The organism is Flavobacterium sp. UGB4466 (assembly GCF_903469665.1).
GTDB classification, from domain to species: domain Bacteria; phylum Bacteroidota; class Bacteroidia; order Flavobacteriales; family Flavobacteriaceae; genus Flavobacterium; species Flavobacterium lipolyticum.
On the sequence record NZ_CAGKLC010000066.1, the window covers coordinates 1 to 22,024 of the forward strand.

General features: G+C 36.1%; 19 protein-coding genes and 1 tRNA gene. All 20 read right to left on the reverse strand.

All coding sequences use genetic code 11. From position 1 onward, the window contains the following. Window positions 1-292: 292 nt before the first annotated feature. Window positions 293-377, reverse strand: a tRNA-Ser gene (locus tag JO950_RS15145). A 151-nt stretch (window positions 378-528) separates the two neighbouring features. Further along, window positions 529-927 (reverse strand): acyl-CoA thioesterase, encoded by a 399-nt coding sequence (locus JO950_RS15150; protein ID WP_017495517.1) that lies wholly within the window; start codon window positions 925-927, stop codon window positions 529-531. A gap of 3 nt (window positions 928-930) precedes the next feature. Further along, entirely contained in the window at window positions 931-2,064 is a 1,134-nt protein-coding gene (gene ribB / locus JO950_RS15155; RefSeq protein ID WP_202703415.1) for a 3,4-dihydroxy-2-butanone-4-phosphate synthase, read from the reverse strand. 2 nt (window positions 2,065-2,066) lie between these two features. After that, window positions 2,067-3,521, reverse strand: a complete 1,455-nt coding sequence (locus JO950_RS15160) for an LptF/LptG family permease (protein WP_202703416.1) — start codon at window positions 3,519-3,521, stop codon at window positions 2,067-2,069. A gap of 8 nt (window positions 3,522-3,529) precedes the next feature. Continuing rightward, window positions 3,530-4,222: an outer membrane lipoprotein carrier protein LolA gene (locus JO950_RS15165; protein WP_051041434.1), complete on the reverse strand. Its 693-nt coding sequence runs from the start codon at window positions 4,220-4,222 to the stop codon at window positions 3,530-3,532. Window positions 4,223-4,229: 7 nt separating this feature from the next. Further along, a complete protein-coding gene (locus JO950_RS15170) occupies window positions 4,230-6,683 on the reverse strand; it encodes a DNA translocase FtsK (protein WP_202703417.1) in 2,454 nt (817 codons plus the stop codon). Between the two features lie 18 nt (window positions 6,684-6,701). Further along, window positions 6,702-7,076 (reverse strand): diacylglycerol kinase, encoded by a 375-nt coding sequence (locus JO950_RS15175; protein WP_017495512.1) that lies wholly within the window; start codon window positions 7,074-7,076, stop codon window positions 6,702-6,704. 9 nt (window positions 7,077-7,085) lie between these two features. Beyond that, the gene (tpx, locus tag JO950_RS15180) at window positions 7,086-7,583 is read right to left on the reverse strand and encodes a thiol peroxidase (RefSeq protein ID WP_017495511.1); all 498 of its coding nucleotides are present in this window, start codon (window positions 7,581-7,583) and stop codon (window positions 7,086-7,088) included. Window positions 7,584-8,124: 541 nt separating this feature from the next. Then, the gene (locus JO950_RS15185; protein WP_017495510.1) at window positions 8,125-8,382 is read right to left on the reverse strand and encodes a hypothetical protein; all 258 of its coding nucleotides are present in this window, start codon (window positions 8,380-8,382) and stop codon (window positions 8,125-8,127) included. A gap of 106 nt (window positions 8,383-8,488) precedes the next feature. Then, window positions 8,489-8,797, reverse strand: coding sequence for a co-chaperone YbbN (locus JO950_RS15190; RefSeq protein ID WP_007805605.1), 309 nt, complete (start codon window positions 8,795-8,797; stop codon window positions 8,489-8,491). Between the two features lie 226 nt (window positions 8,798-9,023). Further along, a complete protein-coding gene (locus JO950_RS15195; RefSeq protein ID WP_173967336.1) occupies window positions 9,024-9,662 on the reverse strand; it encodes a peroxiredoxin in 639 nt (212 codons plus the stop codon). A 137-nt stretch (window positions 9,663-9,799) separates the two neighbouring features. Beyond that, window positions 9,800-11,413: a glycoside hydrolase family 3 protein gene (locus tag JO950_RS15200; protein WP_202703418.1), complete on the reverse strand. Its 1,614-nt coding sequence runs from the start codon at window positions 11,411-11,413 to the stop codon at window positions 9,800-9,802. 206 nt (window positions 11,414-11,619) lie between these two features. Further along, window positions 11,620-12,072, reverse strand: coding sequence for a GNAT family N-acetyltransferase (locus tag JO950_RS15205; protein WP_202703419.1), 453 nt, complete (start codon window positions 12,070-12,072; stop codon window positions 11,620-11,622). Between the two features lie 127 nt (window positions 12,073-12,199). Next, window positions 12,200-13,081 carry a hypothetical protein gene (locus JO950_RS15210; RefSeq protein WP_202703420.1) on the reverse strand — a complete coding sequence of 294 codons (882 nt, stop codon included), beginning with the start codon at window positions 13,079-13,081 and terminating at the stop codon, window positions 12,200-12,202. Between the two features lie 35 nt (window positions 13,082-13,116). Continuing rightward, window positions 13,117-13,458 (reverse strand): hypothetical protein, encoded by a 342-nt coding sequence (locus JO950_RS15215; RefSeq protein WP_202703421.1) that lies wholly within the window; start codon window positions 13,456-13,458, stop codon window positions 13,117-13,119. A gap of 22 nt (window positions 13,459-13,480) precedes the next feature. Beyond that, complete coding sequence (locus JO950_RS15220) at window positions 13,481-14,803, reverse strand: MFS transporter (RefSeq protein ID WP_202703422.1); 1,323 nt, start codon at window positions 14,801-14,803, stop codon at window positions 13,481-13,483. After that, window positions 14,790-16,361, reverse strand: a complete 1,572-nt coding sequence (locus JO950_RS15225; RefSeq protein ID WP_202703423.1) for a glycoside hydrolase family 10 protein — start codon at window positions 16,359-16,361, stop codon at window positions 14,790-14,792. Before JO950_RS15225 ends, JO950_RS15220 begins: the two co-directional genes overlap by 14 nt. 798 nt (window positions 16,362-17,159) lie before the next feature. Next, complete coding sequence (locus JO950_RS15230) at window positions 17,160-18,428, reverse strand: acyltransferase family protein (protein ID WP_202703424.1); 1,269 nt, start codon at window positions 18,426-18,428, stop codon at window positions 17,160-17,162. A gap of 330 nt (window positions 18,429-18,758) precedes the next feature. Then, entirely contained in the window at window positions 18,759-19,967 is a 1,209-nt protein-coding gene (locus tag JO950_RS15235) for an anhydro-N-acetylmuramic acid kinase (protein ID WP_202703425.1), read from the reverse strand. Window positions 19,968-20,331: 364 nt separating this feature from the next. Beyond that, the gene (locus JO950_RS15240) at window positions 20,332-21,837 is read right to left on the reverse strand and encodes a sodium:solute symporter (RefSeq protein WP_202703426.1); all 1,506 of its coding nucleotides are present in this window, start codon (window positions 21,835-21,837) and stop codon (window positions 20,332-20,334) included. Between the last annotated feature and the right edge of the window lie 187 nt (window positions 21,838-22,024).

Here is a 22,024-nt window from a genome sequence, read left to right on the forward strand (position 1 = left end):
GGAGTGAGCAATATAGATTTTTTCTTGTTCAGATTATCTAATCTTTTTGCTTAATCCCCAACTTTTGAACCTGATCCCTTAAAGGATAAAGTTACTTACCAATATTAGGTTGCAACTTTTGAACCTGATCCTTTTTCTTGTTCAGATTATCTAATCTTTTTGCTTAATCCCCAACTTTTGAACCTGATCCCATAAACACATTCAGGGGATTAGGTACTTTTTAAAGTATAGAGAAAACACTATAGTTGTAAAACAACAAAACCCTCAACAATGTTGAGAGTTTTGTCTTCTGTGGAGAAAGAGGGATTCGAACCCCCGGACCTGTTACAGTCAACAGTTTTCAAGACTGCCGCATTCGACCGCTCTGCCATTTCTCCAGTATGTTGCGATCATTTGCTGATTGCGAGTGCAAATATAAGATGCTTTTTCGGTTCTCAAAACTTTTTCAGCGCTTTTTTTTAAGCTTTTTTGAAATAATTTTCAAGTATCTAATTATCAGTATTTACGAAAAATAGATTTTTGAAAAAATTAGTTCAGGTCGTCCAAAATAGGCACCGGTTTTTTGTTTTCATCCACCGCAACAAACGAAAATGTTCCAGAAACTACGGTTTCGCGAAGCTCGGAATACATTTGCTCCATAAAAATATCGACGTGAATTTTACAACTCGTTCTTCCAACACTGATCACTTTGGCTACTAATTCGATTAAAGTTCCCGCCGGAATGGCTTTTTTAAAATCGATTTGACCGGTTGAAATCGTTACTACTTTTTTTCTGCTGAATCTTGTAGCACAAATAAAAGCAACTTCGTCCATAACATGAAGCGCTGTTCCTCCAAATAAAGTGTCGTAATGGTTTGTGGTACTCGGGAAAACCGCTTTGAAAATTCGTGTTTCCGATTTTATAATTCTTTCTTCTACTGTTCCCATATATTAATAACTTACGTATTCGGTAATTTCAAGTCCATATCCAATCATTCCCACACGTTTTGTTTGTTCCGTGTTAGAAACCAATCTGATTTTTGAAATGTCGATATCGTGTAAAATTTGCGCACCAATTCCATAATCTTTGCTGTCAATGATTACTTTTGGAGCTTTCATTGTTCCTCCTGCCTGTAAGGTTTTAAGTTCGGCAATTCTGTTCAATAGATTTACAGCCGTCATATCCTGATTAACGAATAACACGGCTCCTTTGCCATTTTCATTAATCACCTTGAACATATCGTCTAATTGCTGTTCAGCATTATTGGTCAAAGTGCCAAGTAAATCATTGTTTACCTGCGAAGAATTGATTCTTGTTAAAATAGCCTCTCCCAGATTCCAGGTTCCTTTTGTTAAGGCAATATGAATTTGCTTGTTGGTAGTTTGCTCGTATGCTCTTAATCTAAAAGTTCCAAAACGGGTTTCAATATCAAAATCCTCTTTTTTAACAATCAGACTGTCATGTTGCATTCTGTAAGCTACCAGATCTTCAATCGAAACTAATTTTAGATTGAATTTTTTAGCCACTTTTGCCAATTCAGGTAAACGAGACATGGTACCGTCTTCATTCAAAATTTCGCAAATAACACCAGCTGGTTTAAATCCTGCTAATCTGGCAAAATCTATAGCGGCTTCTGTGTGTCCGGTTCTTCTTAAAACTCCGCCTTGTTTGGCTACTAAAGGGAAAATATGTCCCGGACGTGCCAATTCATGTGGTTTAACATTTGAATCGGTCAGTGCTATTACCGTTTTAGAGCGGTCAGCTGCCGAAATTCCTGTTGTTACCCCATGTCCTTTTAAATCTACAGAAACCGTAAAAGCAGTTTTCATATGATCGGTATTGTTGGTTACCATTGGTCTTAGGTCCAATTCCTTACAACGGCTTTCTGTCAATGGAGCACAAATTAATCCGCGTCCGTGAGTAGCCATGAAATTGATCATTTCCGGAGTTACTTTTTCGGCTGCAGCCAGAAAATCGCCTTCATTTTCGCGATCTTCATCATCCACTACAATGATTACTTTACCCTGACGAATGTCTTCAATAGCTTCCTCAATGGTGTTTAGTTGTATTTTTGTTGTTGACATAGTTATTTTTGATTTTGAGCAGGAAAAAACCGCTCGGAAATTTTTTGAAATAGTTGTGAGATTGGAGTAGTAATTGCATCAAAGTTGATTAATCCGTTGTCGTTAGTAGCACGATACGTTAATAATACAGCTAATGGTGATAGTATAAAAGAGGACATCCATGATCCTAAAAACGGATTCATTGCACCTTCCTGTGAAAGTCTTTTTCCGAAAGTATTAATGAAATGGAATGTAATAAAAATTAAAACGGCAAATACAATAGGCAGACCAAGTCCTCCTTTGCGAATGATAGCTCCTAATGGTGCACCAATAAAAAACATTAAGAAACAGGCAAAAGCGATTACAAATTTTTCGTATAAGGCTGTTAAATGTTGATTGATATCTCTTTGTTTTTCTTTTAAATCGTTTTGTGTTGATTCGATAGAATAGATATTGCTTGTAACATTGCTGCTTGCCATTCTTATTACATCAGCCTTCTCTTTATTCGTGTAAAGTGATAAAAGGTTGTTAGGCAGATTCTTTTTCTTTTTATTTGTTTTTACAGGAACGGATGATTTGGTAATACCCACACGCTGATTGATATTTTCTGAAAAAGAGATGATTTCATTATCCAGATTTTTGTTCAGGGAATCCAGTGTATAACGAAGTTCGTTAATATTCAACATTCCGTTTGTGTTGCTTATGTTTTCTTTATCGTCGGCGGTTTTGTTTAATTCGGATAAATCAATATTAATGATCTGTTTTTTGAAAGCACTTTTTATGAAAGGCAGTTTCGCGCGATCTTCGTATTTTTTCGGAGTAACGTCCTGGTAGTAATATCCGTCATTTAAAACTAATTTTAAAATACTGGATTTTTCGTTACTCATCAATTCACCATCTTTGGCTTTGATAACGGTTTTGTTTTCGCCGGTATTGGTTGGTTTTTCGTGAATCGTAACACCGGTTAAAATGTTTCCATTTTCACCAGATTTTTTGTTGACTTTAATGTTGTAAAACCCAACGTCATTAAACTGCCCTTCGGCAATTGCCATGGCAGGCTTAGCTTGTGCTATGTTTTTTCGGAAATTAATAAATTTATATTCCGCATACGGAATCACATTATTGGCGAACCAGAAAGCGACAATGCTTAAAACAAAGATAAACACGATTAAACCTCGCATCGCTCTCTGAAGTGATATTCCTGATGATTTCATCGCTGCGAATTCATAATTCTCAGCCAGATTTCCGAAAGTCATAATAGAGGCCAGTAAAACCGATAGCGGTAAAACCAGCGGAATGATTCTCGGCATCGAGAATAAAAGGAATTTCACAACCAAAATCAAATCAAGATCTTTACCTGCAAGTTCGGAGATAAAGAGCCATACGGTTTGGAGTATGAAGATAAAAAAAAGGATTACAAATACCGTAGTAAATGTAATCAGGAATGTTTTGAGTAAGTATTTGTCTAAAATTTTCAACCTTGTAATTAATCTAATTTATTGATGTAGTATTTTGGATATTTGCTCGCTACAAATGTAAATTGATTTTTTGATAAAGGCTGATTGGTTTTAAAAGAATTAACGGTTAAAGTGGTTTTTGTTCCATTTTTTCCGGTTTCGATCAGGTTATAAATGTGTTTGGTCTGAACATCAATACCTAAAAGAATCTCTTTTCTTTGGTCTTTAGAACTTGTAGGAGCTAATTTGATATATTGTATTTTTCTACCTTTTACATTTTGAACAATATCCATGTTGTATTTGTAGCCGGAATTGAAGAAAGTCAGCATCTTTGAAGGTGTAATAGCAGTATCGTCCTTTTCGTTTACTTTAGAAATGGTTACTTCTTCGTCTTCCGGAACGATGGTGTAGGTTTTCTGACCGTCAAATATTTTTGTTACTCCCATAAAATTCAATACATATTGATTGCCTTTCATGGTTACATTTCCTTTACTGTCCTGGTTGATGTTCTCTTTAGCGTTATTCAGTGTGTATTTAAAGTCAATAACAATATTGTTGTAGCTTTTTATTTTTGAAGTTACTTCATTCAATAAATCTTTGGCTTTTTTATCCTGAGCCTGAATAGAAGTGAAGCTCAAAAGCAATAAAACCGCCATTTGAATGCACTTTTTAGTCATCTTAGTAATAGAATTGTTTTGGATTTCCTGAATTTTTGTTTTCATGATGGGATTAATTTTGTTCATTATTAAAAAATTGGTCAAGAGCACTTAAGTCAGTGATGTTTACGGTTCTTGCTTTACTGCCTTCAAACGGACCAACAATGCCTGCTGCTTCCAGCTGATCGATCAGGCGACCGGCTCTGTTGTATCCTAATTTTAATTTTCTTTGCAGTAATGAAGCCGAACCTTGTTGTGCATTGACAATAATCTCTGCAGCTTCTCTGAATAAAGTATCTCTTTCGGAAATATCCACATCAAGATTGATGCCATTTTCTTCTCCAACAAACTCCGGAAGCAAATAAGCTGTGGCATAAGCTTTTTGCGAACCGATAAAATCCGTAATTTTTTCCACCTCAGGAGTGTCTATGAAGGCGCATTGTACACGTATCACATCATTTCCGTTGGTGTATAATAAATCTCCTCGTCCAATTAACTGATCGGCTCCCTGTGTGTCCAGAATGGTTCGGGAATCAATTTTAGAAGTTACCCTGAAAGCAATTCTTGCGGGGAAATTGGCTTTAATTAAACCTGTAATAACATTCACCGATGGTCTTTGTGTAGCGATAATCAGGTGAATACCAATAGCACGGGCCAATTGAGCCAAACGGGCAATAGGGACTTCAACTTCTTTACCGGCGGTCATAATTAAATCGGCAAACTCGTCGACTACCAGAACAATGTAAGGTAAAAATCGGTGCCCTGCCTCGGGATTTAGTTTTCTTGCTCGGAATTTTTCGTTATATTCCTTGATGTTACGTACCATCGCGTCTTTTAGTAAAGAGTAGCGATTGTCCATTTCAACACAAAGTGAGTTCAGTGTATTTACTACTTTTGCGTTGTCGGTGATGATAGCGTCTTCTGTATCAGGTAGTTTGGCTAAATAATGTCTTTCGATTTTATTGAAAAGCGTAAGCTCTACTTTTTTCGGATCTACCAGTACAAATTTAACTTCGGCCGGATGTTTCTTGTATAAAAGAGAGGTTAAAACAGCATTTAAACCTACCGATTTTCCTTGTCCGGTTGCTCCGGCCATCAGTAAGTGAGGCATTTTGGCCAGATCGACCACGAAAGTTTCGTTGGAGATTGTTTTTCCTAAAGCAATTGGCAGTTCCATTTCAGCTTCCTGAAATTTAGCAGATCCAATAACGCTTTTCATCGAAACCATTGTAGGGTTTTTGTTCGGAACCTCGATACCAATAGTTCCTTTTCCTGGAATAGGAGCTATAATACGGATTCCTAATGCTGAAAGTGATAATGCGATATCATCCTCTAAACTTTTAATTTTAGAAATTCTGATCCCGGCTTCCGGTACAATTTCGTATAAGGTTACCGATGGTCCAACAGTTGCTTTGATCTGTGCAATTTCAATTTTATAATTGCGAAGTGTATCAACAATTCTGTTTTTGTTTTCTTCTAATTCCTCCTGATTGATCGTAATTCCTCCGGTTGAGTATTCTTTCAATATGTCAAGTGTAGGGAATTTGTAATTGGATAGGTCTAAAGTAGGGTCGAATAAACCAAAATCGGCTACTAGACGGGAAGCCAGATTCTCTTCAATAATATCTTCCTCTTCTGCTTTTTCAATTACAAATTCTTCGGTATGAACAGGAGTTTTTACAGTTACCGGATTGATATCCATTTGAACTGGTTTTAAAACCGGATTCAAATCAATTTCTGAGGCGTTTGAAATGGTTGGTTTTAAAGCTTCTTTGTTGATTTCGAATTGGCTGATATTAGATTTTAGATGAATGTTGTCTAATTCCGGATCTTCTTCCTCAATAGCAAATTCTTCTAAGTTATAAGCACTCTCGGCTTCCTGAGGTTTTTTTATTGAAGCCAATTCTGAATTGAATTCTTTTTTAGTAGAATCAAAATACGACTGAATTTTTTCAGGAGATAGTTTGATTTTAAAAATCAGGTACACGATTAATCCGAAAAGTAGCGTAAGTAAAGTTCCGGTTTTTCCGATATAATCTTGTAAAAACAGATTGAGTTCATATCCGATCGTTCCGCCCAATTCAGGTGCTGAAGTGGCGAAAAATCCAAATAGTACAGAGACAATAATAAGGGCAAAAAGATCCCAAAACCAAGTATTTTTTAATTTTTTGGTAGAGAGTTCCAAAGCGAGAAACATTCCGGTAAGGAAAAATAAACGAACGAATATAAATGAAGCAATACCAAAGCCTTTGTATACAATAAGATCGGCGAGGAATGCCCCGAATTTTCCGAGCCAGTTTTCTACAATTTCGGTACGATCGCCAAGCTGGCTTACCGCACTTTGGTCAGATTGCCATTGTCCGTTGACATAAAAAGAAATAAAGGCAACTAATAGTGCCGCAGAAAAGAGTATCAGAAGACATCCTAAAACAAATTTTTGTTGTTTGGATAGGTTTCCGTACTTTATCTTTTCAGTCTTTGATTCGTTTTTTTTGTCTAAAGTTTCCTTTTTGGTTGTTTTTGCCATTCTTGCGTTTCCTGTTGCCTATATAAATTTTGGGATGTAAATGATTAAGCCTATTGCGATTGCTGTCATTGCGGCAAAAAATACCGCTCCCGCTGCAATATCTTTAATAAAACCGATTCGTTTGCTGTAATCAGGGTGAATAAAATCGGCAATTTTTTCTACTGCCGTATTCAAACCTTCAACGCTTAAAACGAGGCCTATGGCTAATGTTTGGCACAACCATTCGGTTTGTGAAATATGAAAATAAAACCCGGCTATGGTCATGATAATTCCCAGAGAGAATTGAACCATAATGCTGTGTTCTGTTTTGATTAATTTTACCGCTCCGTTAAAAGCATAGGTCATACTTTTTAGACGGCCGGTAACAAAGGTATTGTCTTTTTGAAATTCCATTTAAAGATATTATAATGCTGCTAAAGCTGCTTCGTAATTTGGTTCGTTTGCAATTTCAGCTACTTGTTCAGTGTGAGTTACTTTTCCATTAGCATCAACTACAATGATTACTCTTGAATGTAAACCAGCCAAAGGTCCGTCAACAATTTCTAAACCGTTTGTTTTTCCAAAATCTCCTGCCTGAAAATCGGATAAGTTAACTACATTTTCTAATCCTTCAGCACCACAAAAACGTTTTTGTGCAAATGGTAAATCTCTTGAAATACACAATACAGTTGTGTTCTCTAAGTTGCTGGCACTTTCATTGAATTTTCTAACAGATGTAGCACAAGTTCCGGTATCGATACTTGGGAAAATGTTTAAAACCAGTTTTTTTCCGGCAAAATTGCTTAAAGAAACAACTGATAAATCGTTTTGTACTAATTTGAAATCAGCTAGTTGTGATCCAACTGTTGGTAATTCGCCTGAAGTATGAATAGGATTTCCTCCCAATGTTATTGAAGCCATGATTTTTATTTAAATTAATGAGGTTCAAAAGTAAGGATTAATATTCGAATCTAAAAGTATTTGTTGATGGGTTTAAGGAGAGATTAAGGGGGCTGTTTTAATAGTCACGTATTCACAAATTATTTTAGATTTATCACAAAGGATGTCATTTCGGCGAAGGAGAAATCGCACTAGAGAGGTATTTTTGATTCTGGAGTTTTTTCTGTGATCTGCTTCGCCTATTCGCTATCGCTTGGGTTTCCTTCGACTTCGCTCAGGAAGACACCATTGGTTCAGAGTGCGAGTGTGACATGATATGAGTTTTTCGTTTATTGATCTGATTGGTGAAGAAGACCTTTTGTAGTATGAAAGTCCTTCGACTTCGCTCAGGAGGACACTCGTGGTTTAAACCGAGAGTGTGACTGCAAACTGAGACTGCAAACTGAGACTGCAAACTGAGACTGCAAACTGAGACTGAAAACTGAGACTGAAAACTAAAAAAAAAAGCGCCTCAAAATTGAAACGCTTTCTCTTGTCATGTTTTTTTTATTTGTATGCTCGATTATTTATCGATGGAACCTAAAACACGTTTCATGAACGCATTTAGAGCTTCTTTTTTATCAGTGCCCTGAACTACCATTTTGTGTACTTCAAGCGCACCATACATATTCGAAATTAATTCGCCAATTACATCTAATTCTTCATCTTTTAAAGACGGAATTTCAGTCATCGCTTCTAAAACTTCGATAGTTTCAATGATATAATCCTGATCGTTTTCTTCGATGAATTGGGTTAACTGCTTTATTACGGGTAATTTCATAATTAGATTTCTTAGATTTTAGACATTCTTAGACTTCTTAGACTTTCTTGAAAATTTAGACATCATCTAAGGAGTCTAAAGATCTAAGCAAGTCTAACCAATCTCATTACGCGATCGCGTTTACCAAGTCGATTAAAACTTCTTGTTTGTTGGTTTGAGTTTCTCCAACCAATTGTCCGTTTACAAAGGTTGCGAACGTAGGCAGGTTGCTTACATTGGCTAACTTTCTTGATTCCGGTGAATTTTCAGCATCAACCAAAACAAAAGTGATAGCTTCGTTTTCTGTGGCTAGTTTTTTGAATTTTGGTTTCATAATACGGCAATTTCCACACCATGAAGCTGAATATTGCACTACTACTTTTTCATTTTTAGCAACTAAATCTGCTAACGTATCTTCGTTTAAGTCGATTAACATAGTTTTTATTTTTAAGACACTAAGTTGTTAAGGTTCTAAGATGCTAAATTTTTGCTCTCGAACCGAATAACTTTGTGTGGATTTATTTGATAGTTTTTTAAGTCGTTGAGATTCTAAGATCTAAGTTTAATCTTAGAATCTCTTGACTTTTATTGTAGAACTATAGGTAAGATTCAAAAGTTAAGTTAAAAAACTTAGCATCTTAGAACCTTAGTATCTTTGCTGCTTAATTAGCGCTTAAATACTCAGCAGTACTAAGTCTGTCTGCGCTCATTGCTTCTTTTCCGGCTTCCCAGTTTGCAGGACAAACTTCACCTTTAGTTTGAATGTGAGTGTAAGCATCAACCATTCTTAAATATTCGTTTACGTTACGTCCTAATGGCATATCGTTAACACTTTCGTGGAAGATTTTTCCAGTTTCGTCAATTAAGTAAGTAGCTCTGTAAGGTACGTTTGAACCTTCGATGATAACTGAATCAGTTTCTTCGCTGTAGCTTGTAGCTTCGATGTCAAGAATACCTAAAATATTAGCTAAGTTACGGTTTGTATCTGCTAAGATTGGGTAAGTAACACCTTCGATTCCACCGTTATTTTTTGGTGTGTTTAACCATGCAAAGTGTACTTCGTTTGTATCACATGAAGCTCCGATTACGATAGTATTTCTTTTTTCAAATTCTGGTAAAGCAGCTTGGAAGGCGTGTAATTCAGTTGGGCAAACAAAAGTGAAATCTTTTGGGTACCAAAACAATAATACTTTTTTGTTGTTGTTTACTGCTTCTTCAAAAATGTTGATTTTTAAATTATCACCCATTTCAGAGATAGCATCAACTGCAATACTTGGGAATTTTTTTCCTACTAAAGACATATTTTTCGTTTTAAAGTTAAAAATTTATTTCTGGTGCAAAAGTAGGGCATAAGTGCGTATTCTTACAATAAGAAGTAATTATTAATATTTATTAGGTGATAGTTTTTGATTATAAGTTACTGTTTGGTTTTTGTAAGTTATTGGATTTCAATATTTACGGGTAGGTTTCCTCTGCAAGTATTATTTTCAAGAAATTGAATTCCTGCATTTTTTTGAAATTCTTCGAAATCCTGATACACCTGAATAATTCGGGAAGCTTTAGAAAGATTCGGAATTATTGGCAAAACATAAGGATTTCCGAAAACGTAAAGGAGGCACTTTTTGGTTTGAAGAAGGTTAGAAAGCAATTCTAAAACTTCATCATTGATTTCGAAATTATTCATTGGTTTTGCTTTCGGAACAAACAAAGAAATAATAACGGTTTCGAATGGCTCCAGACCTTTTTTGATTTCTGAAATGGATGAATCTTCTGCATTCTCAAAATCAAATTCTGCTGAATTTAGTACGGTATTTAAAGTCTGAAAAAATGGATTTTTCGTGTTTTTGTATAAACTTAATTTGGCTAACTGGTTGTTTTTTTGTGCTTCAAAAACCTGTTCGATGGTGAAATCATCAATGATTTTTGTGATGGAATTTTGAGCAATTTCAAGGTTTAAAGCTGATGCTCTTTCGAAATTTAGTTCACCTGAAGTAAATTGATTTTCAGCTAGAATTCCAACTTTTTGCTTGGCTTTGATAATTCTGTTGAAACTTTCTTCAATACGTTCAGGAGAAGCATTTTTAAGAATGGCTTCGATTCCTTCGGGTACATTTTCGGCGAAACATAAAACATCATTACCCGCATTGAAGGCTTCCCATTCCAATTCTCCTTTGGTTTCGTATAATTTAGAAACACTATGCATGTTCAGTGCATCGGAAATGACCAGACCATCGTAACCCAGTTTTTCTCGTAAAAGTGTTTCAATAATAGGTTTTGATAAAGTTGCCGAAGTATTTTTTCCTTCGTTCAAACTTGGAACTGCTAAATGCCCAATCATAATCGAATCGACATTGTGTTCAATTCCTTTAATAAAAGGGTACAGCTCGTTTTCAAGTAATTCTTTTAAAGTCTCGCTTAAAACCGGTAACCCTAAATGTGAATCGACATTGGTATTTCCGTGTCCGGGGAAGTGTTTCAGACAGCCTAAAATTCCCACTTCCGACATGCCTTTAAGGTATTCTACAGCAAAATGGGCTACTTTTTCTTTGTTTTCACCAAAAGAGCGATAGCCTATTACGGGGTTGTTCGGGTTGTTATTGATGTCGGCCAAGGGAGATAGATTGTAATGAATTCCTGCAGCTTTCAAATCTAAACCAATTTGTTTCCCCACTTCATAAACCAGATTCGATTTATTTTCCGGTAAGGCGCCTAATGTAATGGCGTATGGGTACTGCGGTGTTTTTTCAATGCGCATGGCTAAGCCCCATTCGGCATCAATGCTGATTAGGAGAGGGGTAGTGGCTGCGTTTTGATAACGGACAATCAGGTCTTTTATTTTTTGATAGCTGTCGTCATTAAAAACAACTTTTTTCTTGCTCTCGTAGTTTGTTGCAGCACTCGCACGGCTGTGAAAAAAGGTAAGTCCGCCAATGTGGTGTTCTTTTATTAAACGTTCAGTTTCCTGGATGTTTTCTTCGGTATCGTTTATAAAAACTGCAGGAAAAAAGAATTGTCCCACTTTTTGTCTTAATGCTTGTGCTGTCATTTTCATTAGTATAAAACCCGTTGGGTTGTAATTCGTAAAAGTTTAATTAAACAGATAGTCCCGATGCATCGGGATATGTGTAAAAAAGGATACAAAAAAAAATATAATTTCTTTCACATAACCAGTTTTGTGTGTTTTAAATAAGTGAAACGCCTTTTTTGAAGTAAAAAAATCTATGTTTCTATGTGTTAAAAATGATTACACCCAAAAGATTATTTTAAAGTCATTTTCATACAAACACTATTGTCCATTTTCTCGTAAGGCGGATAGTTTGGAATGATAGTGTAACCTAATTTTTGATATAAGCTGATGGCTTCCGGCTGATTTTTACCGGTTTCGAGAATCGTATTGCTGTATTTGATTTCTTTTGCCCAGCGCTCGAGTTCTGCCAAAACCTGAGAAGCAATTCCTCTTTTTCGGAAATCGGGGTGGACAAACATGCGTTTGATTTCGACCGTATCTTTTTCTTTTTCCCTGAAAGCACCACAACCAACTGCTATATCATTTTCATAGAAAACGACAACATGTTTGATGAGATCGGTTTTGTTAAACTGATTGTAAAAGTCATGGTCTTCTCCGTCTCTGATTTTTAAATCCTGATCCAGTAAAACGACCAGATTTTTAAAATCAGTATCGTCAGAGTTGGTTCTTTTTAAACTAATCATGATGTTAAATTTATTTTCGTTTTTGAAAAAAGGCGCTTTACAATATGGTGTTTTGGCTAAGCTGAAATTTATTTTTCAGGATTAAAAAGTTTGCATTTTCATAAAAATGCTCTTTTAAAGCTGCTTTTTATTCATAACCTTTCCCCGTAAACCAATCATAACCCTCAATTGTTTTATATTCATTAGGCATTGAACTCAGTATCACGGTCTCTTTTTTATTATTGTTATAAGGTTTGTTTTTTGAGATAATTAATTTACCGGTTTTCTTGTCGTTTTTGTCTTTTTCATAGTAGACATATTCCAGAGTGTCAATTGTCTCGCCATTCCATCTGTATTTGTACATCTCAGTTTCTCCGGGATGACCATATTGTACACCTCTTATTATTTTTTCTTTAGGAGAGAAAGTTGGATTGATAAATTCAAAACTATTTGAAAAAGTCTTTTGGTCTTCTCTGAGTAAGTAAATATTACTGAAAGCTTTTAAGCAGCACCCGGTAGCACCATACCAGTTTAAAACGAAGTCTTTTAATCCATCTCCATTAATATCTCTAATAGTGTCATTTCTATAAGTCAGACTCCATTCTTTATGAGAGACCACCTTTTTAAATTTATTGTTAACTTTTGAATAGATGTCAATGTATACATCGTTTATTCCGTAACGGTGAATAATTAAATGGGGATGCTTTTTGGTGAAATGATTATCGAAATTTATATCCACTTCAATTGCAGTGTTCACTTTATATTCTTGGTGAAATTTGTTCTTGTCAATATTTTGTGTTGCAATTTTTATTGCATTTGTTAAGATCTGGTCAAATCTTACACTATCAATTCTATTTTGCTGTTCTAATTTTTTTCTTTTTTCTAAACGTTCTTTTTCCTTTTGTAAAAACGTTGCCGAAACCGAATCTTTTCTAACTCCAGATTTCTTTTTCTTTTCGTTTGATTGTCCGCATGAAAATAATAAGAGTATGATTACTACTATTGCTAATATGTTTGGTTTTGTCTTCATACGGTTGCGAAAACTTAGAAAATGATAATTTGTTCTTATTTCAGTTTGCTTTTCTTTTGTTTGGCAAGTTGTGTTTTGGTGTGTAATGCTTTTTCTAAGCGGTTTTTGAAACGGAAGAGTTTCGGCAAACCTTCGAGTCGGTCTTCGAGTGTAATTTTTTCAAAAACAACAATGGCTTTTTCTAAAACCCGGATCTCATTATCGAGATCCATCTGGTTTTTATAGAAGGTTGCTAATCGGTCGTAAGGATGATTTCCTTTAAAACCTTCGTTGATATTTTGTTCGTATAACGCAATTGCTTTCTCCGTTTCTCCTGCTTTTTCCAATTCAATTGCTTTCAGGTTTCGTTCGGCCTGTAAATTTTCATTGATCTCCATAGGTAAGATGTTTGATTTGGGGTTAAACTTCTTCAGATTTTTTCCCAAAATCTTTCGGGAAAATTAAAAAACGTGATAAAATAAGACCTGGGATTGTGGCGATTACTACCCAGATAAAGAAGTTTTCATAACCTAAATATTTTTGTATAAAGCCACTTAACATCCCCGGAAGCATCATTCCTAATGCCATAAAACCGGTTGCAAGCGCATAATGTGCCGTTTTTGATTCTCCTTCTGCAACATGAATTAAATACATCATAAAACCTGTGAAACCAAAACCGTATCCAAATTGTTCTAGAATAACGGTAATGCAGGTATACAGATTTAAAGGAGAGTTAATTTCGAAAAAATACAAATTGATATGAAGATGGAAAATATCTTGCGGCTGAAAATGAGCCAATCCGATAAAACCAAGAATAGGGAGATGCATGGTCAAAAACATTGGAAACATCCATTTGGTAAGACCATGTTTAGAAAGCGCGATTCCGCCTAAAATTCCTCCAACAGTCAAAGCAAAAATCCCCAGAGTTCCATAAATTATTCCAACAGCTTCCGTATCTAATCCCATTCCGCCTAATTCTTTTCCGTCCAATAAAAAAGGACTTAACATTTTAAGTAATTGAGATTCACCAAGTCTGAAAACTAGGATAAAAGCGAGAATTATTCCAATTTGTTTTTTTTGAAAGAAACTGATAAATATAGTGGCAAAGTTTTGATGATGTGTTTTATCAGCACTTTCTAAGGTGTTTATTTCTTCTTTTGGCGTAAAAATGAAATTGTAAAGGGTAATAAATGTCATCAATAAACCAACAATAATCATGGTATAGGACCAGGCTTTGGTATTGTCGCCATATTTATGTTCTAAATAACCGGCAAGCAAAACAATTAATCCATTTCCGGCAAGCATCGAAAGTCTGTAAAAGGTACTTCTGATTCCTAAGAAAAAAGATTGCTGCTCTTTGGGTAAAACCAATAAATAGAAACCATCACTAGCAATATCATTGGAGGCTGATGCAAAAGCGGCAACCCAGAATATGGCTAAAGTCATCATGAAAAAACCACTTGTAGGAATGGTGAATCCAACGACCAAAAAAGCAATAGAGATGAGCAATTGCATTGATAAAAACCATTTTCTCTTAGTTCCTGTCAACTCAATAAAAGGGCTCCAAAGTGGTTTTATCACCCAGGGCAGGTATAATAAACTGGTGTAGACGCCAATATCTTCGTTTGATATTCCCAGATTTTTGTACATAATTACCGAAACAGAGATAATTATGGCATAAGGCAATCCAGATGCGAAATTTAGAAACGGAATCCAGAACCATGGTTTATTATCTGTTTTCATTTGGCTGGGCAGGGGTATAAGGTTTAAATGGTTTTTTTAGGTCGATAGCTGCGGGCGTGCTTTCATTGGCATAATAATCAATAAAGGTTACGGCGCAGGCTTTGTACTGATTTATTTTTTCGGCAGGAATGCTGAATGAAATTACTCCGTTTGTTTCATAAACGGTAATTTTATCGATAATTTTTGTAGCGTCATTAACATCTACTTTCGAAACATGATCTCCACCATAAATTACGATGTAGCGCACTTTTGTATTCAACGGACTTTTGATTGTGAAGGTGTATTTACTGCTGTCTTTTGAATACTCATTGAAAACCGGTGTATCGATTATAATGTGCTTTAAATTGGGTACTGCAGCCGGAAGTGCCGGATATTTATATTGATTTTCTTCTAAAAGACGAACTATATCAAAGTTCTTGTTCATGAACCATTTAGAACTGAAATAAGCGCTTCCGCTTACTTTTTTGAAGCTTCTAGCATAATCAATCTGATTTGGAATTTCACTGGCAAAATTCCAGCTTTTGTCATTGTCTCCTCTGATTTTATAAGAGGCGTGTCCGATATAAAGCGCAGTATTGTTAGAGTTTTCTGACCACCATTTGACCAATTTTGAATAAGAAGCTCTCGGGTTGTTCATACTCCAGTACAATTGAGGAAGGATGTAATCGATCCATTTTTGGTCCATCCATAAAACAGGATCGGCATACAAATCGTCGTAATTGGACGTTGACTGGGTTTCTGAACCTTTTGGATCCTGAGATTTATTACGCCACACCCCAAACGGACTGATTCCGAATTGTACCCATGGTTTACTGGTTTTGATCATGGTCGAAATGGTGTGTACAAAGTTGCTCACATTGGCACGACGCCAATCACCAAGACTTAACCCGGCTCCGTATTTTTTGTAGGAAGTGGTATCGTTAAAGGTTTTTCCCGGAACAGTATACGGATAAAAGTAGTCGTCAAAATGAATGGCATCGATATCGTATTTGTCGACTACTTCTTTTACCACCTTGGTTAGATGTTCCTGAACCTCAGGTAATGCAGGGTCGTAATATATTTTTCCGGCGTATTCAATCATCCATTCCGGATGCTTAAAAATGTCGTGATCGGGACTTAACTGCTGTTTGTTCAGGTCGAAAGTAGCGCGATACGGATTCAGCCAGGCGTGAAATTCAAAGCCTCTTTTGTGGGCTTCCTCGATCATCCAGGCCAAGGTATCGTAATACGGATTGGGTGCCTGTCCTTCTTTCCCTGTCAGGAAACGGGACCATGGTGCGAGTTCTGTTGGATATAAAGCATCTCCAACGCTTCGAATCTGAACTATTACGGCGTTGTAGTTTAATTTTTTATAAGCATCTAAAATCTCAAGATAGTCCGCTTTTTCTTTTTCTACGCTGTCTTTAGCGGTTTTAGGCCAGTCGATGTTGACCACAGTTGCAATCCAGACCCCTCTAAATTCGTTTTTAGGGTAAAGTGTTTTTTCCTGTGCATCGGATTTCCATCCGAAGAAAAATAAAAATAGAATAGAGAATAATAGTTGCTGATTTTTATGCATTTCAATCTTTTTTAACAGAAACCAAAAATAGTTTTTTTAGATGAGTATAAGAAATTATAATTTTAGAATAGTGATTAAGGGGAATGTTTAATGGTTTAATCGTTTATTCGTTTAATTATAGGTTGATAAACGGAGTGAAATTCTTTGCTGTTTATGGTTTATGGTTTGTTGTTTGTTGTTTGTTGTTTGTTGTTTGTTGTTTGTTGTTTGTTGTTTGTTGTTTGTTGTTTGTCTGAGCGGAGTCGAACTTGTCTGTCTGAGCGAAGTCGAGGTTGTCCGTCTGAGCGGAGTCGAGGTTGTCCGTCTGAGCGAAGTCGAAGACAGGTCAACGAGAACGTGGGGGGCTTCGACTCCGCTCAGCCGGACATTAGTTTTAGTTTTGTAAATCAATAATCGTTAATCGGAAATGTTAAATATAAAGGGTTTATAGTTTATAGTTTGTAAATCGAACTTGTCTGTCTGAGCGAAGTCGAAGACAGGTCAACGAGAATGGGGGGGGCTTCGACTTCGCTCAGCCGGACATTAGTTTTGGTTTTGTAAATCAATAATCGTTAATCAGAAATTTTAAATGTTTATGGTTTATAGTTTATGGTTTATAGTTTATGGTTTATAGTTTGTTGTTTGTTGTTTGTTGTTTGTTGTTTGTGAGTCGAAGCTGTCTGTCTGAGCGGAGTCGAAATTGTCAGTCTGAGCGGAGCCGAAGACCGACAATTTTGATTCTACTCAGCTAGACATTAGTTTTAGTTTTGTAAATCAATAATCGTTAATCAAATATCCTAAATCTTAAATCAATAGGATTTATACCTTAAAAATGAGTCTTTTTTTGTAAAAATATCCTAAAACACAACTCCATAATAGTACATACAGTACAGAATAGGTAAGGGACGATAACAATTGATTTTCAAAAAGAGGACTGATCCCGTACTGGTACGCATAGTCTCTAACGTTTATAGTCTCGGAAATATTTTGAGGATTCTGAATTTTAATCATGGCAAGTGCACGAGGCAGTATGCCGGAAACAAAAAATACAATCATTGGATTTACGCCCCAGCTGAGTAAAAAAGTTGTCCATTTTTTGTGATTGAGTATATCTACTACATAATAGATCAGGGTGAGGAGAAATAAGCCAATCCCGGCAGTAAATAAAACATACGAGCTGCTCCAAAGTGGTTTATTTATAGGGAAAAATAGAGACCACAGTAATCCTGAGATCATCAGGGCAACACTGAGGATTCCCATTTTTTTTGCAATTTCGGTTTTGGGTATGGGTTTTAGAAGCAATTGACCTATTAGTAGTCCGATCAATCCGTTTGCTATAGTGGGTACAGTACTTAGAATACCTTCCGGATCCCAGGTTTTGGTAGCGATGTACATGTGATCTTTTAGTAAAATACTATCGAGCCATGACGCTAAATTGGTACCCGGTTCCAGATTTGCAGGACCAATTCCGGGAACAGGAACCAGTGTCATGATCGCCCAATAGCCCAATAAAATAAGAGTACTTAGAATGATTTGGGTTTTTACGTTTGTTTTTAAATAGACGAGTGAAACCAGCAGATAAACAACTCCGATGCGTTGCAGCACACCTGGAAGTCTGACATCGCTGAAATTTTCGTGTCCGCCATAAGCTAAAGCGAGAAAAATAATGAAAAGACCAACCGCTAAAAGGGTTTTAATTTTAAGGTTGAAGTTTCCAATTAAAGCATATCCAACTAAAGCGGTGAGCATTAAACGCACGAGAAGAAGCGGAAATCCGTCAAGTCCCAGAAAATAAATGCTGTTAAAAAAGTACAGAAAAAATCCCAGGCAAATGATGCGCAGAGAACGGGTGATTATTTTTAAGATGTTTTCGGGTTTGTTCTGTTTAATAGGCATGGCGAGTGGAATCGCAATTCCAACGACAAGTATGAAAAACGGAAAAACGAGATCGGCTAAGGTGCAGCCGTTCCACTTTGCATGATCGAGAATGGGGTAAACATAATCCCAGCTTCCCGGATTGTTTACAACGGTCATTAACAAGACAGTAAGCCCTCTTAAAACATCAACTGAAATGATACGATCTTTCATTTTCTTATTTTATTTAATTCGTTTCGGAGTCTTTTTAAACACATAGAGACATAGCATTTTGTAAACCGAAAATCAGGCATTTCACTTTTTCTCAATACACATAGCTTACTACGTGAAAGAAACGAGTTTCTTTTTAGGAATTCTTTTTTATATAAATCTAGGCCTCTATGTGTTAAAATAATAGCCACAGATTAAAGGATTAAAAAGGTTATGAAATCTGCAAGATCTGCAAAATCTGCGTGAAAAATATTTATCACATAGAGGCATCGTTTTTTATAAGTAAGATAGTCTATGTCTATTGGTTTAGTTAAACTTTCAGGAAGTATATCTTTAATCAGGTAACGAGATTTTCCCCATGGTTACAGATGGAATTCCTTTGTGTGAGCCAAAATTAAAATCTTCCCCAGCTATAGTTTCATTAGCCAAAACAGCAAACAAAACGGCTTCTTTGGCATCGCCAGAAATACCCAGTTCATCTGTTTTGTGAAAATCGCAAGGCAACAATTCTTTAAGCCATTGCACCAGTAAAGGATTGTGCGTACCTCCGCCGGACAGGTAAATTTTGAAATCTTCGAGTCTATCAGCAGAGTTGTTTACGGCATAATGAATGGCTTCGGCGATTGTTTCAGCGCTAAAACGGGTTAATGTAGCCAGTAAATCGGGAGCAGAAATGGTTTCAGAGGAACTTCTGACCAAAGCTGCTTTTACGTATTCGGCACTAAAAAGCTCCGGACCTATTGTTTTTGGAAATTCCTGACGGAAAAAAGAATCGTCTTTTAAATGATCGAGCAATAACTGATTTACAGTTCCTTTTCGGGCTATTTCGGCATCTTTGTCGTAACTTTTTTCAGGGTAATACTGTTTCGTAAAAAGATCAATCAGTGTATTTCCGGTTCCGGTATCGGTTACGAAGGTTTCTTCGGGATTTAATGAAGCAGGTAAGAAGGTAAAATTAGCAATACCGCCCATATTGAGCATGATGCGATTTTCGCCCTTTTTTCCAAATAAAAAATAATCTCCATAAACGGCTAACGGAGCGCCTTCGCCACCGGCTGCAATGTGTTTTTGTCTGAAATCTGAAAGGGTAATGATACCTGTTTTCACAGCTATGTGGTCGCCATCGCCAATTTGCAATGTGGCGTTTGGAAATTTTTCCTGTTGGTGTAAAAACTTAGGAGCATGCAGAACTGTTTGCCCGTGTGAAGCAATCAAATCGATTTGGCTGGCGGGAATATTTCGTTTTTTCAGAAAATCGTTTATCATTTCGGCATGCAAAATTCCAATCCATTCGTTGAGCATCACCAAATGTTGAAAATCAATTTCTTTCTTCGCAAAAACTTTACGGATTTCAAATTTAATTTCTTCTGAATAATCGATAGTTTCAAATTCAGTTATTTTGACAGCGCTATTTTGCCCTGAACCCGAAATTTCGCATAAGGCAATATCGAGCCCGTCAAGGGAAGTGCCGGACATTAACCCAATAATGCTACGGGTTTCTTTTTGAGCAATTTGGTACAGTGCGTTTATATTTTTATTCATGAAAATTGAATTTTATAAAGACGATTTGAATTATAAAAGTGATAAAATGAACTCGTTGAATGTAATTTGTTTTAACACATAGACACATAGTATTACTTTTTGTACAGAAGGCGTTTCACTTGCATCAATACGCATAAGCTATCTGAAAAAAACTTAGATTCATTTTTTTGATAAAAATAAATCTGCGTAAATCTTTTTTACTCTCATTTTATCCGCTTAATCTGCCAAATCTGCGAGAAAAAAATAGCTCGCAGATTTAGCAGATCTGGCAGATTTTAATTACAGTTGCGGTCCAGTGTGCTAAAAATATTTTTTTTCATTACATCCAAGGGATTAAAATTAGAGTATTTTGGCAGTAATCGGCTTAAAAGTATATTTTTTTGTCGGTTTTTTTACTGGTGAAATAAAGGCCTGTATAGGTAATTAGTGCATTTATAAGGATCAATTCATTGTCAAAGACATAACCCAAAAGAGCTTTGGAATTTTCGCTTAGGACATAAGTTAAAATAGGAGCTACGATACAAAACCAAGGTACCAATTTATCGGTTACAATTCTGTTTTTCTGAAGTAATCCAAAAGCATACAAACCTAAAAGCGGTCCATAAGTATAGGAAGCGGCCTTGAAAACCAGTGCAACAACCGAGCTGTCATTAAAAGAATTCAGAACAATGATAACCAAAAAGAACAGGAACGAAAAGGCGAGATGCACTACATGTCTTCGTTTTACATTTTTAGGATTTGAAATGTTTTCGCTTTTGTCCATTCCCAGAAAATCAACACAAAAAGAAGTGGTCAGAGCCGTTAAAGCAGAGTCGGTTGTAGCAAAAGTGGCTGCAATGATTCCTAATAAAAATACTAGAGCGGGAACAGTAGCCAAATGATTCAGTGCAATCTCCGGAAATAGAAGATCCGTTCTGGGTTTGTTGGTTACTAAATCCAGCGGTACGGAAATGTTGTTTTTTGCAGCATACATATACAGTAAAGCTCCAAGACTTAAAAAAAGAAGACTGATCGTGACAAAAATAACGGTAAAAGTGTACATGTTTTTTTGCGCTTCTTTAATGTTTTTGCAACTGATGTTTTTTTGCATTAAATCCTGATCCAGTCCCACCATTGCAATCATGATTAGTAACCCTCCTAAAAATTGCTTGGCAAAATGATATTTATTGGTCAGGAAATCATCAAAGAAAAAAGTTTTAGAGTAATTACTGTTTCGAATTGCTGAAACCGATTCGAAAACGGTAAGGTCTAAACTGTTTAAAACAAAATATATGGTGATAAAAACAGAGGACACCAGAAAGAAAGTCTGAAGCGTGTCTGTGATAATAATAGCTTTTAAGCCGCTTCTGTAAGTATATAAAAAAACAAAGGTCAGACCTAAAAATACGGTGAGCGGAAACGGAATGTGATAGTAGTCAAAAACATAACGCTGCAGTACAAGCACAACCAAATAAAAGCGTAAGGCAGAACCTATGGTACGGCTTACCAGAAAAATAGAGGCGGCCGTTTTGTAACTGTTTGTTCCCATTCTTTTTTCGATATAGCTGTATATCGAGGTAAGGTTCATTCTGTAGTACAAAGGGAGTAATACTTTTGCAATAACAATAAGCCCTACGGCCTGTCCCAATATAAACTGAAAGTATTTGAACTGCTCTCCGTTTGGAGATCCAACCTCACCCGGAACGGAGATAAACGTTAGTCCGGACAGCGAAGTGCCAATCATTCCAAAAGCGACTAAATACCATTTGGAGTTTTTATTGGCTTTGAAAAACGAATCGTTGTCCTGTCCTTTTTTGCTGATGATTTGAGAAATCAGTAATAGTATGCCAAAATATACGATGATGAAGATTAAGATGGTGCTTGAAGACATTTTGGTTTTGGATTAGTGATGAGATTATTTTTTTAAGTTGTTCATGAGCTCTATAAAAGGTCTGTTAAACACAATATTGTCATTTCGACGTAGGAGAAATCACACGCGAAACTCCGTATAGAAAGTCGCCAATCTTTGTCGAATTACTAGTGCGATTTCTCCCTTTGGTCGAAATGACATAAACTTT

Excerpts from the sequence above, each read along its gene's own strand:
- JO950_RS15150 (WP_017495517.1), bottom strand. The coding sequence starts at position 927 with ATGGGAACAGTAGAAGAAAGAATTATAAAATCGGAAACACGAATTTTC.
- ribB (WP_202703415.1), bottom strand. The coding sequence starts at position 2,064 with ATGTCAACAACAAAAATACAACTAAACACCATTGAGGAAGCTATTGAA.
- JO950_RS15165 (WP_051041434.1), bottom strand. The coding sequence starts at position 4,222 with ATGAAAACAAAAATTCAGGAAATCCAAAACAATTCTATTACTAAGATG.
- JO950_RS15170 (WP_202703417.1), bottom strand. The coding sequence starts at position 6,683 with ATGGCAAAAACAACCAAAAAGGAAACTTTAGACAAAAAAAACGAATCA.
- JO950_RS15175 (WP_017495512.1), bottom strand. The coding sequence starts at position 7,076 with ATGGAATTTCAAAAAGACAATACCTTTGTTACCGGCCGTCTAAAAAGT.
- tpx (WP_017495511.1), bottom strand. The coding sequence starts at position 7,583 with ATGGCTTCAATAACATTGGGAGGAAATCCTATTCATACTTCAGGCGAA.
- JO950_RS15185 (WP_017495510.1), bottom strand. The coding sequence starts at position 8,382 with ATGAAATTACCCGTAATAAAGCAGTTAACCCAATTCATCGAAGAAAAC.
- JO950_RS15190 (WP_007805605.1), bottom strand. The coding sequence starts at position 8,797 with ATGTTAATCGACTTAAACGAAGATACGTTAGCAGATTTAGTTGCTAAA.
- JO950_RS15195 (WP_173967336.1), bottom strand. The coding sequence starts at position 9,662 with ATGTCTTTAGTAGGAAAAAAATTCCCAAGTATTGCAGTTGATGCTATC.
- JO950_RS15200 (WP_202703418.1), bottom strand. The coding sequence starts at position 11,413 with ATGAAAATGACAGCACAAGCATTAAGACAAAAAGTGGGACAATTCTTT.
- JO950_RS15205 (WP_202703419.1), bottom strand. The coding sequence starts at position 12,072 with ATGATTAGTTTAAAAAGAACCAACTCTGACGATACTGATTTTAAAAAT.
- JO950_RS15210 (WP_202703420.1), bottom strand. The coding sequence starts at position 13,081 with ATGAAGACAAAACCAAACATATTAGCAATAGTAGTAATCATACTCTTA.
- JO950_RS15215 (WP_202703421.1), bottom strand. The coding sequence starts at position 13,458 with ATGGAGATCAATGAAAATTTACAGGCCGAACGAAACCTGAAAGCAATT.
- JO950_RS15220 (WP_202703422.1), bottom strand. The coding sequence starts at position 14,803 with ATGAAAACAGATAATAAACCATGGTTCTGGATTCCGTTTCTAAATTTC.
- JO950_RS15225 (WP_202703423.1), bottom strand. The coding sequence starts at position 16,361 with ATGCATAAAAATCAGCAACTATTATTCTCTATTCTATTTTTATTTTTC.
- JO950_RS15230 (WP_202703424.1), bottom strand. The coding sequence starts at position 18,428 with ATGAAAGATCGTATCATTTCAGTTGATGTTTTAAGAGGGCTTACTGTC.
- JO950_RS15235 (WP_202703425.1), bottom strand. The coding sequence starts at position 19,967 with ATGAATAAAAATATAAACGCACTGTACCAAATTGCTCAAAAAGAAACC.
- JO950_RS15240 (WP_202703426.1), bottom strand. The coding sequence starts at position 21,837 with ATGTCTTCAAGCACCATCTTAATCTTCATCATCGTATATTTTGGCATA.